The sequence below is a fragment of the Salmonella sp. 2018103 genome, from assembly GCF_026247685.1.
GTDB lineage: Bacteria > Pseudomonadota > Gammaproteobacteria > Enterobacterales > Enterobacteriaceae > Salmonella > Salmonella enterica.
In genome coordinates, this window is record NZ_CP111029.1 from 2,608,845 (window position 1) to 2,625,186 (window position 16,342).

The window sequence follows — 16,342 nt, forward strand, 5'->3', positions numbered from 1 at the left end:
TCTTTCGGTGAGGAATGAATCATGTTGCGGATTATAGACACGGAAACCTGCGGGCTGCAGGGCGGGATCGTAGAGATAGCCTCTGTTGATGTCATTGATGGCAACATTGTCAATCCCATGAGTCACCTGATACGCCCCGATCGCCCTATTACGCCGCAGGCGATGGCGATACACCGTATTACCGAAGCCATGGTTGCCGATAAGCCGTGGATTGAAGATGTCATACCGCTTTATTACGGTAGTGAGTGGTATGTCGCTCACAATGCCAGTTTCGACAGACGCGTATTACCTGAATTGCCGGGTGAGTGGATCTGTACCATGAAGTTGTCGCGACGCCTGTGGCCGGGAATAAAATACAGCAATATGGCGCTCTATAAATCGCGCAAACTAAGCGTACAAACGCCGCCGGGGCTGCATCATCACCGGGCGCTTTATGATTGCTATATCACCGCCGCCTTGCTGATTGATATTATGCGAACCACCGGCTGGACCGCGGAAGAAATGGTCAATATCACGGGCCGTCCTGCGCTGTTAACCACTTTTCCGTTCGGTAAATACCGCGGTAAGGCGGTATCTGAAGTCGCAAAACGCGATCCGGGCTATTTACGCTGGCTTTTTAATAACCTTGATAATATGAGCCCGGAACTTCGCCTGACGCTTAAACACTACCTGGAAGATGTTCAGGCTGGCGAGCAACGCAGCAATGGAACACCACAATAACCCGCGACGCTCACAAGCCGTTGCGGGCGCGCGTCTATGCGCTATGTAATGTTCCCTGCGCCAGGCCGATTAAAAAGGCGAACTCCAGCGCGACGCCTTCGTAGGATTTAAACCGCCCCGACTTACCACCGTGCCCGGAGTCCATATCCGTACATAACAGCAGCAGACGTTGGTCCGTTTTTAGCTCGCGTAATTTTGCCACCCACTTCGCCGGCTCCCAGTATTGCACCTGGGAATCGTGCAATCCTGTCGTCACCAGCAGGTGCGGATAGTCCTGCGCTTTGACATTGTCATAAGGACTATAGCTTTTCATATAGTCATAATATTCAATATCCTGCGGGTTCCCCCACTCTTCAAACTCTCCTGTCGTTAGTGGGATCGACTCATCCAGCATCGTGGTTAATACATCAACAAAGGGTACCTGGGCAATAACGCCGTGGAAAAGCTCGGGGCGTTCGTTGATAGCGACGCCCATTAGCATTCCGCCCGCGCTCCCGCCCATCCCGTAACACAGCGACGGCGAACCGTAACCCAGTTTTAATAAGGCATCGCAGGCATCAAGATAATCATTAAAAGTATTCCGCTTTTTGAGGAACTTGCCATCTTCATACCACTGCTGCCCCAGCTCACCGCCGCCGCGAACGTGTACAATTGCGTAAACAAAGCCACGATCCAGCAAGCTCAGTCGGCTGCTGCTGAAGTCGGCGTCAATACTGGAACCGTAAGATCCGTAGCCGTAAACCAGAAGCGGATTTTGCCCTTTACGAAAATACTTCTGATGATAAACCAGCGATACCGGCACTTCGACGCCGTCGCGTGCGGTGATCCACAGGTGTTCGCTCTGATAACAGCCAGAATCAAACCCAGGCACTTCCGTCTGTTTAAGTACCCGTCGCTCTCCGGTATCCATATCCAGTTCAAACAAGGTATCTGGCGTCGTCATTGAAGAATAGCCGTAACGCAGCCGGGAGGTCTCAGGTTCGGGATTATAGGCAAGCCACGTCACGTAAGCCGGATCGTCAAAGGCAATGCCTATCACTTCACGGGTTTTACGGTTAATTTGCCGCAGGCTGGTAAGCCCCCGTTGACGCTCTTCGACCACTAACCAGTCGGTAAACAGGGTAAACCCTTCCAGCATAATATGCTCGCGCGGAGGGATCAGCTCTTCCCAGGCGTTTTCATTGCGCACGCGGGTACGGTACAACCCAAAGTTTTTACCGTTCCGGTTAGAACGCAGGTAAAACTTATGTTGATAGTGATCGAGACTATATTCATGGTCTTTGCGACGCGGTAAAAATGAAAACGGCTCGGCATCGGCCAGTTCCGCGTCAAGTAACAGCACTTCGCTAGTGGTGGCGCTGGCAAGATGAATCACCACATAATGCTGCGAAGTGGTTTTATGCAGGCTGACATAAAAGGTATCGTCTTTCTCCTCATATACCAGTTCATCTTGCGATGACGGAGTGCCAATCGTGTGCCGCCAAACCTGATAGGGCAGCAGCGTCTTCTTATGCTTACGCACATAGTAAAGGGTCAGGGAATCATTGGCCCAGACAAATTCAGGCGCAACGTTATCCAGCAGTTCCGGATACCAGTTACCGCTTTCGAGGTTACGAAAACGCAACCCATACTGACGACGGGATAAATAATCTTCCGCCAGCGCCATGATGGTATTATCCGGCGTAATGGCAAGTCCGCCGAGCGTATAAAATTCGCTGTGCGCGGCCCGCTGGTTCGCATCGAGCAAGGTTTCCCACACATCCCACTCTTCGCTTAACGCCGATTGTCGTTGATAGATGGCATATTCGCAGCCGGGTTCATAGATATAACGGTAGCGATAGCCGTTTTTCACATACGGAGCGGAAACTTCTCTGGGCGGGATGCGATCGATAATTTCTTTTAGAATGCGGTCCTGTAACGCCTGCTGAGAGGACATGACCTTCCGGCCATACTCATTTTCCTGATGCAGGTAATCAAGGACTTCCGGCTGCGAGCGAGTGTCATCTCGCAGCCAGTAATAATTATCAATGCGCGTATCGCCATGTACGGTCATGGCATAGGGAATTCGATTGGCTTTTGGCAACATGTCGTTTTTTCTTTTGCGTTAATATTTGTTATATATCACGCGGCAAACACAGCGGCTTAGCATGGTAGTCCCGGTCCGCTCACCTCGGTAAGCGCCTGAGATGTCACTGCTTCGCCGCTATCTTGCAACATGAATGACGTAAACTATCCATCCTATAAGGGTGGCAAAAGACACGCATGATGCAAGCGAAACATGTTACTTAATGGCAGGTTATCAGCCTGGTAGCGCTTGTTTTTGCTGCTGCAAGTCCTGCTCGATACCGTCCCGAACCTCTTGAGGAATTTTTAGCGCGTCTCCTAACGCATTCAGATAGCTACGTTCCATAAAGTGGTCAATATCAATGGCGGCGCAGCTCAGGAAGTAGATTTCCAGGGCTTCTTCTTCATTGCGAACGCCCTGTGCCAGACGTTGTGGATCAAGCGGCTGCTCAATAGCTTTCTCGATAAACACACGCCCTTGCTCTTCTACACCTGATTCTCGCAGTTGGTGCTCAATCGCCGCGCGTTCTTTAGCATCAATATGCCCATCGCTTTTTGCAGCAAAAACCAGCGCCAGGATCAGTCGCTCAGTGCGAACATCCAGCGGCGTACTTTGGCTGCCGAATTGCGGCTCCCCCTGATGCGCAGCGCGTACTTTATCTTTGTACTTATTCCACAATACGGAACCCGCCACCGCGCCGCCGCCCACCAGCAAAGCGCCAGTACCGTATTTGGTTAATAATTTGCGCGAAGACTTATTGGCGACCAACAGTCCAGCCAGACCGCCCAGCGCGCCGGGAACCAGCAGTTTATTTAACCCCTGTTCACCGGAAGGCGATGCGGAAGCGCCTTTTTGCCCAAGAAGTGATTGTAATTGGTTCAACCAGTTAGCCATAGTACCCCTCAAATACAGACCAATAATGGTCAAGCGTACCTGAGGGGATGTCAGGAATTGTCTGTTCCGGCAAAAGAAGCGCAAATTACGCTGCTAGCGGGGCTTATATTCCGCCTTGCCGGCTTTGCAATCAACGATGACCTGATAATGAATATCGGCGCTTTTACCGCGAACGGTTAGCGGAACTGTCCATTTATCATTTTGACCCACAACGTCCTGCACATTAACCCACGCGACCGGGTCAGCCTGCCCGACCTTTTTTTGGTCGTCTGCCCACCGCACGATACGATTTTGCTGGTAGTCGCGCTTCACGCTTGCCGCAATCCCGGCGGCATCCAGCCCTTCGCACTGCGGAAACTTAACCGATTTACTCTCGGTGGATGCCGCAAATGCCGATACGCTGGCGGATAACAACAGCAGGCTCAACAACGCTCCTCTTTTATTCATACTTTTCTCCTTAGCACAATGATTCAGGAAAAGCATGGTACAAAACGCCGGGAGCGCAAGTACGGGTTCAGGCGGCTTGCTTTTTCGTTTTACTCGCGGCGTCCTTTTCAACCGCCTGCGGAGAAGGCAACTTACCGGTTTTGAGGATAGTGCTTAACACCTCTTTATGTTCCGCCAGCCACAGCGACAACGCTTCGCGCTGCCCATCTTCCAGCACGACTGGCGACTGCTCAAGCCAGGTATCAAGAAGATCGGCAGTATCGAGCATTTTGTCCCAGGCGTCGGCTTCCTTTTTACTGGTAAATGACATCTTCTCCTCACCCTCGCGAATGACTACGTATTTAACTTCAACCGCCATTTTGCAGCCCCCTATTTACCTGTGTTTATATACAGTATATTGCAAGGCAGCAAGAAAAGCAATCTATTCGAAAAGACATACGCAAACGTTTTCGTATATACTGCGCGCAGGTAAATAAGGGGACAGAAATATGACGCTATTAGGCACTGCGCTGCGTCCGGCAGCAACGCGGGTGATGTTATTAGGGGCAGGTGAATTGGGAAAAGAGGTGGCGATTGAATGCCAACGCCTGGGGATCGAGGTTATCGCCGTCGATCGCTATCCTGATGCGCCTGCCATGCATGTGGCTCACCGTTCACACGTCATTAATATGCTGGACAGCGAGGCGCTACGTCATGTGATAACAGAGGAAAAACCGCATTATATCGTGCCGGAAATAGAAGCGATCGCCACGGATACGCTGCGCGAGCTGGAGGGCGAAGGACTGAATGTCGTGCCTTGCGCCCGTGCAACGCAGCTCACGATGAACCGCGAAGGGATCCGTCGCCTGGCCGCAGAAGAATTAGGTCTGCCGACATCGACGTATCGCTTTGCCGACAGTGAGGCCAGTTTTCATGATGCGGTAGCCGCAGTGGGTTTTCCTTGCATCGTCAAACCGGTCATGAGCTCTTCCGGCAAAGGCCAGAGCTTTATCCGCTCGGCCGAACAGCTCGCGCAGGCATGGGAGTATGCTCAACAAGGCGGACGCGCTGGCGCGGGTCGCGTGATTGTGGAAGGCGTGGTTAAATTTGATTTTGAAATTACGCTGCTCACCGTTAGCGCCGTCGATGGCGTGCATTTCTGCGCGCCGGTCGGTCATCGTCAGCAAGATGGCGACTATCGCGAATCCTGGCAGCCACAGCAAATGAGCGAACTGGCGCTGAAGCGGGCGCAAGAGATTGCCCGCCATGTGGTACTGGCGTTAGGCGGTCATGGACTGTTCGGCGTTGAACTCTTCGTCTGTGGCGATGAAGTCATTTTCAGCGAAGTCTCCCCTCGCCCGCACGATACCGGAATGGTCACGTTGATTTCTCAGGATCTTTCTGAGTTTGCGCTGCATGTGCGCGCCTTTCTGGGAATGCCCGTAGGCGCTATTCGCCAGTATGGTCCCGCTGCCTCGGCCGTGATTCTGCCGCAGCTTACCAGTCAAAATGTGACGTTTGATAATGTTCACGCGGCGGTAGGGGCCGGAGTGCAGGTACGGCTGTTTGGTAAGCCTGAGATCGACGGCACCCGTCGTCTTGGTGTAGCGTTAGCGACAGGTGAAAACGTTGAAGAAGCGGTGATAAAAGCGAAAAAGGCCGCCAGCCACGTGACGGTAAAAGGCTAATGCGCCATCGCCTGATGGCGACGTTAGCGCATTTTTATCAGGCCTGCCTGATCGCCACTCGTAAGCCCGATAGGCAAGCGCCATCGGGCATTTAACGGCTTACTGCTTCGCGCCTTCTACCGCTTCGCGCGCCAGTTTGGTGATGCGATCGTAATCACCCGCTTCCAGCGCGTCGGCCGGCACCAGCCAGGAACCGCCGATGCACAACACGCTTTTCAGCGCCAGATAGTCACGATAGTTTGCCGGAGAGATGCCGCCGGTTGGGCAGAAACGTACCTGAGAGAACGGGCCGGCAATCGCCTGCAACGCTTTAGTGCCGCCATTCGCTTCCGCCGGGAAGAATTTGAACTCTTTCAGACCATAGTCCATGCCCAACATCAGTTCAGAAACGGTGCTAATACCGGGAATCAATGGGATAGTGCCTGCCGTCGCGGCTTTCAGCAGTGGCTCAGTCAGTCCCGGGCTAATCGCAAACTGCGCGCCCGCTTCCGTCACCTCCGCCAACTGCTGCGGATTGAGAACGGTTCCGGCGCCGACAATCGCTTCCGGCACGTCTTTAGCGATAGCACGAATAGCATCCATCGCGCAGGCCGTACGTAAAGTCACTTCCAGAACGCGAACGCCCCCGGCCACCAGCGCTTTAGCCATCGGCACCGCGTGCTCCAGTTTATTGACTACAATGACCGGGACAACCGGGCCGGTGGTCAGGATTGCTTCTGCACTTGTTTTCCAGTTTTTCATCGGAATTCTTCTCTCGCCTGATTACTAGTGTGTCATCTTAAAAAGTGATACAGGTTGCGCCCTGCTCCGCACCCGACAGCTTTTCGCGCAGCGCGCCAAACAACTCACGCCCCGTTCCGACGCGCGACGCGCTCAGGTCCGGAATATGAGGCTGACGAGCGGCAAGTTCCGCCTCGTCGACCAGCAGAGTTAACTCACCTGTCTGCCCATTCACGCGAATGATGTCGCCATCGCGCACTTTTGCCAGTAAGCCGCCATCGTAGGCTTCCGGCGTTACGTGGATAGCTGAAGGCACTTTACCCGAAGCGCCTGAAAGTCGTCCATCAGTAACTAACGCGATTTTGAAACGGCGGTCCAATAATACACCAAGTGGCGGCATGAGTTTATGTAATTCTGGCATTCCATTCGCTTTTGGTCCCTGATGACGCACGACAACGACACAATCCCGGTCAAGCAGGCCCGCGTCAAACGCAGGCAGCACATCATGCTGACTTTCAAATACCATGGCAGGCGCTTCAATGATCTGGTTTTCAACCGGTACCGCAGACGTCTTCATTACTGCGCGCCCCAGATTACCGCTTAGCACCTTAGTACCGCCGTGAGGAGAGAACGGCTTATCAAAAGAGGCAATGACATCGTTATCCAGTGACCTTTCCGCGCCTTCACGCCAGTCCAGCTCGCCGTTGTTGAGCCAGGGCTCCAGCGTATAGCGTTTCAGGCCGAAGCCTGCGACAGTGTTAACGTCTTCGTGCAACAATCCGGCATTGAGCAGCTCACGCATCAATACCGGTACGCCGCCCGCCGCCTGGAAGTGGTTAATGTCCGCCGGACCGTTCGGGTACAGACGCGCCATCAACGGAACCACTTCCGACAAATCCGAGAAGTCATCCCAGTTGATCAGAATGCCCGCCGCGCGCGCCATTGCAACCAGATGCATGGTGTGGTTGGTGGAACCGCCGGTAGCCAGCAGCGCGACAATGCCGTTCACCACGACTTTTTCGTCGATCATTTTACCGAGCGGCATCCACGTATTGCCGTTGCCGGTAAGACGTGTTACCTGACGTGCGGCAGCGGCAGTCAATGCCTCGCGCAGCGGCGCATCCGGATGCACAAACGAGGAACCCGGCAACTGCATTCCCATAAACTCCACCACCATCTGGTTGGTGTTGGCGGTGCCGTAAAATGTACAGGTGCCCGGCGCATGGTAAGAGGCGGCTTCTGACTCCAGCAGCGCCATTCTGTCTACTTTTCCTTCCGCATATAGCTGACGAATACGGACTTTTTCTTTATTCGGCAGGCCGCTCGCCATCGGGCCTGACGGAACAAAAATCGCGGGTAAATGACCAAAAGAGAGCGCGGCCATCGCCAGCCCCGGAACGATTTTGTCGCATACGCCGAGGAATAACGCGCCGTCAAACATATTGTGAGAGAGGCCTACTGCTGCCGACATCGCTATCACTTCGCGGCTGAGTAATGACAACTCCATGCCATCCTGCCCTTGCGTAACGCCATCGCACATTGCCGGTACGCCGCCTGCGACCTGACCTACCGCATTCACGGAATGCAGGGCCTGACGAATAATTTCCGGATAATGTTCATACGGTTGATGCGCAGAGAGCATGTCATTGTAGGAGGTAATGATGGCGATATTATTGCGCAACATACTTTTCAGCGAGGCTTTGTCCTCTGGCTGACAGGCGGCGAAGCCATGCGCCAGGTTGCCGCAGGCCAGTTGAGATCGGTGGACCGTGGCGGTTTTCGCCTGCTCAATGCGGGCAAGATAGGCTTCTCGGGTCTGCTGCGAGCGTTCGACAATACGCTGTGTTACGCGTAACAAATTAGGATTCATAGAGGCTCCTGAAATTTATCTGTCCGGCTACCGGGTTTACCATGCGTTTCATCAATGTGGAAAGACAGTGAAATACATGATGTCCGGTGATAATGGGGCAAAATCGTTTCAGGCAGTGTAATAAAAAAAGCCTCGCAGGTGAATCCACACGAGGCTTAAAAGTGCAAAAATGATTCTACAATCTGTGTTAGATCATGTTACCGGTAAAATACCACCTAAGAGTGAGTGGCAAATTTACTCAAACTCATTCCACGAACGACCGTCACGGGTAATCATCGCCACGGACGCTACCGGTCCCCAGGTGCCCGCCTGATACGGCTTCGGCGCGTCGTTGTCCATCGCCCATGCTTCGGTAATGGAGTCCACCCACTTCCAGGCTTCTTCCACTTCGTCACGGCGGACAAATAGCGCCTGAATGCCACGCATCGTTTCCAGCAGCAGGCGCTCATATGCATCCGCCAGGTGCGTCTGATTAAAGGTCTCGGAGTAGCTCAGATCAAGCTTCGTGATCTGCAGATTATGCTTATGATCCAGCCCCGGTACTTTGTTAAGCACCTGAATATCTACGCCTTCATCCGGCTGCAGGCGAATCGTCAATTTGTTCTGCGGCAGGTCTTGCCAGGATTCTTTAAAGAGGTTCAGTTCAGGCGTCTTGAAATAAACCACGACTTCAGAGCACTTGGTTGGCAGACGCTTGCCGGTGCGCAGATAGAATGGCACGCCCGCCCAACGCCAGTTATCGATGTCGACGCGGATCGCGACGAAAGTTTCGGTGTTGCTGCTTTTATTCGCGCCCTCTTCTTCCAGATAGCCCGGCACCTTTTGCCCCTGCGCAAAGCCCGCGGTGTATTGACCACGAACCGTTTTTTCACGCACGTTGGAGCGATCAATACGGCGCAGCGATTTCAACACTTTGACTTTTTCATCGCGAATACTGTCGGCGCTCAGGTCAGACGGCGGTGACATGGCAATCATGCAGAGAATTTGCAGCAAGTGGTTCTGGATCATATCGCGCATCTGACCGGCCTGGTCAAAATATCCCCAGCGCCCTTCAATCCCCACCTCTTCCGCTACGGTAATCTCAACGTGATCGATAGTGCGGTTATCCCAGTTATTAACGAATAACGAGTTGGCAAAACGCAGCGCCAGCAGGTTGAGAACCGTTTCTTTGCCCAGATAGTGGTCGATACGGTACACCTGGCACTCTTCAAAGTATTCGCCGACCCGATCGTTAATCTCACGCGAGGTCGCCAGCGAAGTACCCAACGGTTTTTCCATCACGACACGCGCCGGTTTGGCGTTGAGTTTAGCCTCCCCTAACCCTTTGCAAATAGCGCCAAACGTGCTGGGCGGCATCGCAAAATAGTTAATGGTGGTGCGGTTTTTTTGATCCAGCATATCGCCCAGGCGACTAAACGCAGGCGTATCGTTCACGTCAAGATTACAAAAATCCAGACGGCCGCTCAGCGTATCCCACAAGCCTTCATCAATTTTTTCCTTCATGAAGGTTTCCAGCGCCTCACGCACGACGTGGGTATAAGCTTCTTTATCCCAGTCCGCGCGCCCCACCCCAATGATCCGGGTATCCGGATGGATCTGGCCGGCTTTCTCAAGCTGATACAGGGAAGGCAGCAGTTTCCGGCGCGCCAGGTCGCCTTTCGCGCCGAAAATGACCAGGTCACATGCCTGGGCTGTTTGCGTTACCGCCATGTCATTCTCCTCAGTTAATCTCCTGGTACTTTAGCCAGGATATCGTTGTAATTTTATTACACAGCACTGTACTGCTTTTACGAGATTACGGAAACCGTAAACGCCTTTTCATGGGTGAACCAGCGTTTGATTGGCAATATAATCGGCAAAACGCCTAATAAAATTGTCGCTTTTCCACACAAGCTGGAACTTAAAATCCGACGTCGGTCATGTAATGAAAAAAAACGACACCTTTTTTAGCCATTTTGCCCCCTTTGACAGCCGCCAGGAGTAATATCTAACAAAACGCGCTCGGTTTCGCGCATCAGTGAAATCGCTAATACCCATGAGCCTTGCTAATCATGAATATGCTGGAAAAAGTCCAGTCTCAACTGGAACATTTAAGCAAATCTGAACGAAAAGTCGCCGATGTTATTCTGGCCGCCCCAGGCAGATCGATTCACTTAAGCATTGCCATGCTGGCCCAGGAAGCTAACGTTAGCGAGCCAACGGTGAACCGTTTCTGTCGCAGCATGAATACCCGCGGCTTTCCTGATTTTAAACTGCATCTGGCGCAAAGTCTGGCAAATGGCACCCCCTATGTTAATCGCAATGTGGATGAAGATGACAGCGTTGAGGCCTATACAGGAAAAATCTTCGAGTCCGCCATGGCCAGTCTCGACCATGTTCGCCAGTCGCTGGATAAATCGGCCGTCAACCGCGCCGTCGATTTACTGACCCAGGCAAAAAAAATCGCCTTTTTTGGTCTTGGTTCCTCCGCCGCAGTCGCGCATGACGCCATGAATAAGTTTTTTCGCTTCAATGTACCGGTGATTTACTCCGACGATATCGTGCTGCAACGGATGAGCTGTATGAATTGTAACGATGATGACGTCGTCGTGCTCATTTCGCATACTGGCAGAACCAAGAGCCTGGTGGAGCTGGCGCAGTTAGCGCGGGAAAACGATGCGATGGTGATCGCCCTGACCTCCGCTGGAACGCCGCTGGCGCGCGAAGCCACGCTGGCCATTACCCTCGACGTACCGGAAGATACAGACATTTATATGCCCATGGTCTCTCGACTTGCTCAGCTGACCGTGATAGATGTGCTGGCAACGGGATTTACTTTGCGTCGCGGGGCAAAATTCAGAGATAACTTGAAGCGTGTCAAGGAAGCGCTCAAGGAATCGCGTTTTGATAAAGAATTACTCATCAGGAGTGATGACCGCTAAAAGCAATAACAATGTTCTACCCTTTTCGTCATCCGGGGACGTTCATTTTATACCGTTAAGGTTTCAGAACGACCGGATCAATGTTCACGCAACACCAAGTTGTTTTAGTCAACGGAGTATTACATGTCCAGAAGGCTTCGCAGAACCAAAATCGTTACCACGTTAGGCCCGGCAACTGACCGCGATAACAACCTTGAGAAAGTTATCGCCGCGGGCGCAAACGTAGTACGTATGAACTTCTCTCACGGCTCGCCGGAAGATCATAAAATGCGTGCTGATAAAGTCCGTGAGATTGCCGCCAAACTGGGGCGTCATGTGGCTATTTTAGGCGACCTGCAAGGGCCAAAAATTCGCGTTTCCACTTTTAAAGAAGGCAAAGTGTTCCTCAATATCGGGGACAAATTTCTGTTAGACGCTAACCTGGGTAAAGGCGAAGGCGATAAAGAAAAAGTCGGCATTGATTACAAAGGGTTGCCGGCAGACGTCGTTCCTGGCGATATCCTGCTGCTTGACGATGGTCGAGTGCAGTTGAAAGTGCTTGAAGTCCAGGGCATGAAAGTCTTTACCGAGGTCACCGTCGGCGGTCCGCTGTCTAACAATAAAGGCATTAACAAGCTCGGCGGCGGGCTTTCTGCTGAAGCGCTGACCGAAAAAGACAAAGCCGATATTCAAACCGCTGCGCTGATAGGCGTTGACTATCTGGCTGTCTCCTTCCCGCGCTGCGGCGAAGATCTGAACTATGCACGCCGCCTGGCGCGCGACGCCGGCTGCGACGCGAAAATTGTGGCTAAGGTCGAACGCGCCGAAGCGGTATGCGATCAAAACGCCATGGACGATATCATTCTGGCCTCTGACGTTGTGATGGTCGCACGTGGCGACCTGGGCGTTGAAATCGGCGATCCGGAGCTGGTTGGTATCCAGAAGGCGCTGATTCGCCGTGCGCGTCAGCTAAACCGCGCAGTCATCACCGCAACGCAGATGATGGAGTCGATGATCACCAACCCGATGCCGACCCGTGCGGAAGTGATGGACGTGGCGAACGCCGTCCTGGATGGCACGGATGCGGTTATGCTGTCTGCCGAAACCGCAGCCGGTCAGTATCCTTCTGAAACCGTTGCCGCAATGGCGCGCGTCTGCCTGGGCGCAGAAAAAATCCCCAGCATCAATGTGTCTAAACACCGTCTCGACGTGCAGTTCGACAACGTTGAAGAAGCCATTGCCATGTCTGCGATGTATGCGGCAAACCATCTGAAAGGCGTTACCGCGATCATCACCATGACGGAATCCGGTCGTACCGCGCTAATGACTTCCCGTATCAGCTCCGGCCTGCCGATTTTCGCCATGTCGCGCCATGAACGCACGCTGAACCTGACCGCGCTCTACCGCGGAGTAACGCCGGTGCATTTTGATAGCGCGGCTGATGGCGTTGTCGCGGCGCATGAAGCTGTTAATCTGCTGCGCGATAAAGGGTATCTGGTTTCCGGCGACCTGGTGATCGTGACTCAGGGCGATGTCATGAGCACCGTCGGCTCAACCAATACCACGCGTATTTTGACCGTTGAGTAAAACTCCCCCACGCCTGTTCATCAGGTAGTACAGGGTTTGTCAGCATAAAGCCTCTCTTACGAGAGGCTTTATTTATTTGATGGGATAAAGATCTTTACGCTTATACGGCTGAATCTCGCCTGGCTTGCGGGTTTTGAGCAGCTTCAGGATCCAGGTGTACTGTTCCGGATGCGGGCCGACAAAAATTTCGACCTCTTCGTTCATCCGTCTGGCGATTGTGTGATCGTCAGCCGTGAGCAGATCGTCCATTGGCGGGCGAATCTGGATAGTCAGGCGATGCATTTTACCATTATACACCGGGAAAAGCGGTATCACGCGTGCGCGGCACACTTTCATCAGCCGACCAATCGCAGGCAGCGTCGCTTTGTATGTCGCAAAGAAATCAACGAATTCACTATGCTCCGGGCCATGATCCTGGTCCGGCAGGTAGTAACCCCAGTAGCCCTGACGAACAGACTGAATAAAGGGTTTAATCCCGTCATTACGCGCATGCAAACGTCCGCCGAAACGCCGACGCACTGTGTTCCAGATATAGTCAAAAACCGGATTACCCTGATTATGAAACATCGCCGCCATTTTTTGCCCCTGAGAGGCCATCAGCATGGCCGGAATGTCGACGCCCCAGCCATGCGGTACGAGAAAAATGACTTTTTCGTCGTTACGACGCATCTCCTCAATGATTTCCAGACCTTCCCAGTCAACACGCTGTTGGATTTTTTTCGGACCGCGCATCGCCAACTCAGCCATCATCGCCATTGCCTGCGGCGCGGTGGCGAACATCTCATCGACAATCGCTTCGCGCTCAGCTTCGCTACGCTGCGGAAAGCACAACGACAGATTAATTAGCGCCCGGCGACGAGAACTCTTCCCCAGCCGTCCGGCAAAACGCCCCAGCGTCGCCAGCAAAGGGTCGCGGAATGATGCCGGTGTTAATGCGATCCCCGCCATTGCCGCCGCGCCCAACCAGGCGCCCCAATACTGCGGATAGCGAAAGGATTTTTCGAACTCAGGGATATACTCACTATTATTTTTTTTGGTTTCCATGCTTTTCCAGGGTCTGCTGACGCGAAAAGGAATTGTGAATAGTGTAGCGACGTCTGCGTCTCACACAAAACAAAAAAGCCGGCACACATCGCGTACCGGCTCTGTCAGCGCATTTGTTAATCGAAGCGCAGTTGTGGCAGAACCTCTTTCACCTGTGCCAGGTATTCACGACGATCTGACCCCGTCAGACCTTCCGTGCGCGGCAATTTTGCTGTCAGAGGGTTAACGGCTTGCTGGTTGATCCATACCTCATAATGCAGATGCGGCCCTGTGGAGCGCCCGGTGTTACCAGAAAGCGCAATACGATCGCCACGTTTCACTTTTTGCCCCGGTTTCACCAGCAGCTTACGCAAGTGCATATAACGTGTGGTGTAGGTGCGTCCATGACGAATCGCAATGTAGTAACCGGCAGCGCCGCTACGTTTAGCGACCACGACCTCGCCATCCCCCACCGACAGCACCGGCGTACCCTGCGGCATCGCAAAGTCAACGCCACGATGCGGCGCAACGCGTCCGGTAACCGGGTTCAGACGGCGCGGATTGAAGTTGGAGGAGATGCGGAACTGTTTGGCGGTCGGGAAGCGTAAAAAGCCTTTCGCCAGGCCAACCCCGTTACGGTCATAGAATTTACCGTCAGCGGCGCGAATGGCGTAGTAATCTTTACCATCGGAACGCATCCGCACGCCCAACAACTGACTCTGTTCACGCTTGCCATCCAGCATCTCGCGCGACATCAGAACCGAAAATTCATCGCCCTTTTTCAGCTTGCGAAAATCCATCTGCCACTGCATGGCTTTTATCACTGCGCTGATTTCGCTGCTGGTTAAACCGGCCTCTTTCGCGCTGGCGACAAAGCTACCCCCTACCGTACCTTTCAGCAGACTGTTGACCCAGTCCCCCTGCTGCATTTCACTGCTCATTTTAAAACCGTTGGCAGTGCGATCGTAGGTACGCGTTTCACGGCGGGAGACTTCCCATGTCAGACGCTGTAAATCGCCATCGGCGGTCAGTGTCCAGGAAAGCTGTTGGCCAATTTTCAGATTGCGCAGCTCCTTATCAGAAGCGGCAAGTCGGCTAATATCGCTCATATCGATGCCGTACTGATTCAGAATGCTGCTTAACGTATCGCCTGTGGAGACGACGTATTCATGGACGCCGACTTCGCCTGCGGTTTTATCGTCCAGCTCATCCTGAGGAATAGCTTCATCTTCCTGCGCAGCCTGATCAATGGGTTCGCTGGCCTCCGGTAAGAGGGAACGAGCCTCGCTTTTCTCCAGTTCAATAGTTTTAACGATTGGCGCGGATTCTGGGTGGTAAACATAGGGCCGCCATACGGCGACGGCCAGTGTCAGAACGGTAAGTGACCCCAGCATAACGCGGTGGGGTCGGGGCAGATTATTAAATGCCAGGGCGACAGAGCGGGCTATCTGTTGCACGTATTCACTTCCTCGTTAATCTCCTTTCAGGCAGCTCGCATACTGGTTGGCTAATTGGCTTAAAAACGCTGAATAGCTTGTTTTACCCAGTTTAATGTTCGTCCCGAGGGGGTCCAGTGTTCCCATTCGAACGGATGTCCCTCTCGCCACGGCTTCCACGACCGCTGGCCTGAATTGTGGCTCAGCAAAAACGCAGGTTGCTTTTTGCTCAACCAACTGTGTTCTTATTTCATGTAAACGCTGCGCGCCAGGTTGTATCTCAGGGTTCACGGTAAAGTGACCGAGCGGGGTGAGTCCGTAGTGTTTTTCGTAGTAACCGTAGGCGTCATGAAAAACGAAATACCCTTTCCCCTTGAGCGGCGCGAGCTCGTTACCGACCTGTTTATCGGTTGCGGCTAATTGTGCCTCAAAATCCTTCAGGTTGGCGTCGAGTTTGGCTCGACTTTGCGGCATAAGTTCCACTAATTTTTCATGGATTGCAACCGCTGTAGCCCGCGCTATCTCTGGGGAGAGCCAAAGATGCATGTTATATTCGCCGTGATGGTGATGTACGTCACCTTTTTCCTCATCGGCGCCCGTATGCGCATGTTCATCCTCATCATCATCCGCGCCCTTCATGAGTAACGGTTTTACATCGGCAAGTTGCGCAATGGTAACCTGCTTATTATCAGGGATATTCCTGACCGACTTCTCCATAAAGGCTTCCATTTCCGGGCCAACCCAGACGACTAAGTCCGCGCCCTGTAAGCGTTTTACGTCTGATGGACGCAATGAATAATCATGCTCGGATGCCCCATCCGGAAGTAATACTTGCGTATCCGTAACGCCATCAGCAATGGCGGAAGCGATAAACCCAAGTGGTTTAAGCGAAGCGACAACGGCGGCGTCGGCAGCCTGGGTTGCACTCCCCCAAAGCGCGGCGGATAATGCTGCGAAAAGAAGCGTATTTTTCTGTAACATAATGCGACTAATCATCGTAATGAATGTGTGAA

14 protein-coding genes are annotated in these 16,342 nt (G+C 53.0%); 4 read left to right on the forward strand and 10 right to left on the reverse strand.

Annotated elements, in window-relative coordinates:
* The first annotated feature begins 21 nt into the window (after nt 1–21).
* Nucleotides 22–720 carry an exodeoxyribonuclease X gene (gene exoX, locus OLG56_RS12755; protein WP_000944282.1) on the forward strand — a complete coding sequence of 233 codons (699 nt, stop codon included), beginning with the start codon at nt 22–24 and terminating at the stop codon, nt 718–720.
* Nucleotides 721–754: 34 nt separating this feature from the next.
* On the opposite strand, the gene ptrB is transcribed toward exoX, so the two are convergent.
* The 4 genes from ptrB to yebG all read right to left on the reverse strand — a co-directional run bounded on the left by ptrB (nt 755) and on the right by yebG (nt 4,484).
* Nucleotides 755–2,806: an oligopeptidase B gene (gene ptrB / locus OLG56_RS12760; protein ID WP_000936990.1), complete on the reverse strand. Its 2,052-nt coding sequence runs from the start codon at nt 2,804–2,806 to the stop codon at nt 755–757.
* Between the two features lie 213 nt (nt 2,807–3,019).
* Nucleotides 3,020–3,679, reverse strand: coding sequence for a tellurite resistance TerB family protein (locus OLG56_RS12765; protein ID WP_000024707.1), 660 nt, complete (start codon nt 3,677–3,679; stop codon nt 3,020–3,022).
* 93 nt (nt 3,680–3,772) lie between these two features.
* Nucleotides 3,773–4,126, reverse strand: a complete 354-nt coding sequence (yebF, locus tag OLG56_RS12770; RefSeq protein WP_001042123.1) for a protein YebF — start codon at nt 4,124–4,126, stop codon at nt 3,773–3,775.
* 67 nt (nt 4,127–4,193) lie between these two features.
* Complete coding sequence (gene yebG, locus OLG56_RS12775; protein WP_000257723.1) at nt 4,194–4,484, reverse strand: DNA damage-inducible protein YebG; 291 nt, start codon at nt 4,482–4,484, stop codon at nt 4,194–4,196.
* A gap of 130 nt (nt 4,485–4,614) precedes the next feature.
* Here yebG and purT point away from each other — a divergent pair, with 130 nt between their 5' ends.
* The gene (purT, locus tag OLG56_RS12780) at nt 4,615–5,793 is read left to right on the forward strand and encodes a formate-dependent phosphoribosylglycinamide formyltransferase (protein ID WP_061377506.1); all 1,179 of its coding nucleotides are present in this window, start codon (nt 4,615–4,617) and stop codon (nt 5,791–5,793) included.
* Between the two features lie 99 nt (nt 5,794–5,892).
* Here purT and kdgA read toward each other — a convergent pair whose 3' ends face one another.
* The 3 genes from kdgA to zwf all read right to left on the reverse strand — a co-directional run bounded on the left by kdgA (nt 5,893) and on the right by zwf (nt 10,093).
* Nucleotides 5,893–6,534: a bifunctional 4-hydroxy-2-oxoglutarate aldolase/2-dehydro-3-deoxy-phosphogluconate aldolase gene (gene kdgA / locus OLG56_RS12785; RefSeq protein ID WP_000800494.1), complete on the reverse strand. Its 642-nt coding sequence runs from the start codon at nt 6,532–6,534 to the stop codon at nt 5,893–5,895.
* A 37-nt stretch (nt 6,535–6,571) separates the two neighbouring features.
* Nucleotides 6,572–8,383, reverse strand: a complete 1,812-nt coding sequence (edd, locus tag OLG56_RS12790) for a phosphogluconate dehydratase (protein WP_001069111.1) — start codon at nt 8,381–8,383, stop codon at nt 6,572–6,574.
* A 234-nt stretch (nt 8,384–8,617) separates the two neighbouring features.
* On the reverse strand, nt 8,618–10,093 hold the full coding sequence (gene zwf, locus OLG56_RS12795; RefSeq protein WP_000301711.1) for a glucose-6-phosphate dehydrogenase: 1,476 nt from the start codon (nt 10,091–10,093) through the stop codon (nt 8,618–8,620).
* 341 nt (nt 10,094–10,434) lie between these two features.
* On the opposite strand from zwf, the gene OLG56_RS12800 reads away from it, so the two are divergent.
* Together OLG56_RS12800 and pyk are read left to right on the forward strand one after the other, a co-directional pair.
* Nucleotides 10,435–11,304, forward strand: a complete 870-nt coding sequence (locus OLG56_RS12800; protein ID WP_001056719.1) for a MurR/RpiR family transcriptional regulator — start codon at nt 10,435–10,437, stop codon at nt 11,302–11,304.
* A 123-nt stretch (nt 11,305–11,427) separates the two neighbouring features.
* Entirely contained in the window at nt 11,428–12,870 is a 1,443-nt protein-coding gene (gene pyk, locus OLG56_RS12805) for a pyruvate kinase (RefSeq protein ID WP_000091156.1), read from the forward strand.
* A 72-nt stretch (nt 12,871–12,942) separates the two neighbouring features.
* Here the strand turns inward: pyk and lpxM are convergent, their stop codons facing one another.
* The 3 genes from lpxM to znuA form a co-directional block, all read right to left on the reverse strand.
* Nucleotides 12,943–13,914: a lauroyl-Kdo(2)-lipid IV(A) myristoyltransferase gene (gene lpxM, locus OLG56_RS12810; protein WP_061377507.1), complete on the reverse strand. Its 972-nt coding sequence runs from the start codon at nt 13,912–13,914 to the stop codon at nt 12,943–12,945.
* Between the two features lie 116 nt (nt 13,915–14,030).
* Nucleotides 14,031–15,350 (reverse strand): murein DD-endopeptidase MepM, encoded by a 1,320-nt coding sequence (gene mepM / locus OLG56_RS12815; RefSeq protein WP_061377508.1) that lies wholly within the window; start codon nt 15,348–15,350, stop codon nt 14,031–14,033.
* A 15-nt stretch (nt 15,351–15,365) separates the two neighbouring features.
* On the reverse strand, nt 15,366–16,310 hold the full coding sequence (znuA, locus tag OLG56_RS12820; RefSeq protein ID WP_000939597.1) for a zinc ABC transporter substrate-binding protein ZnuA: 945 nt from the start codon (nt 16,308–16,310) through the stop codon (nt 15,366–15,368).
* Nucleotides 16,311–16,342 lie beyond the last annotated feature (32 nt).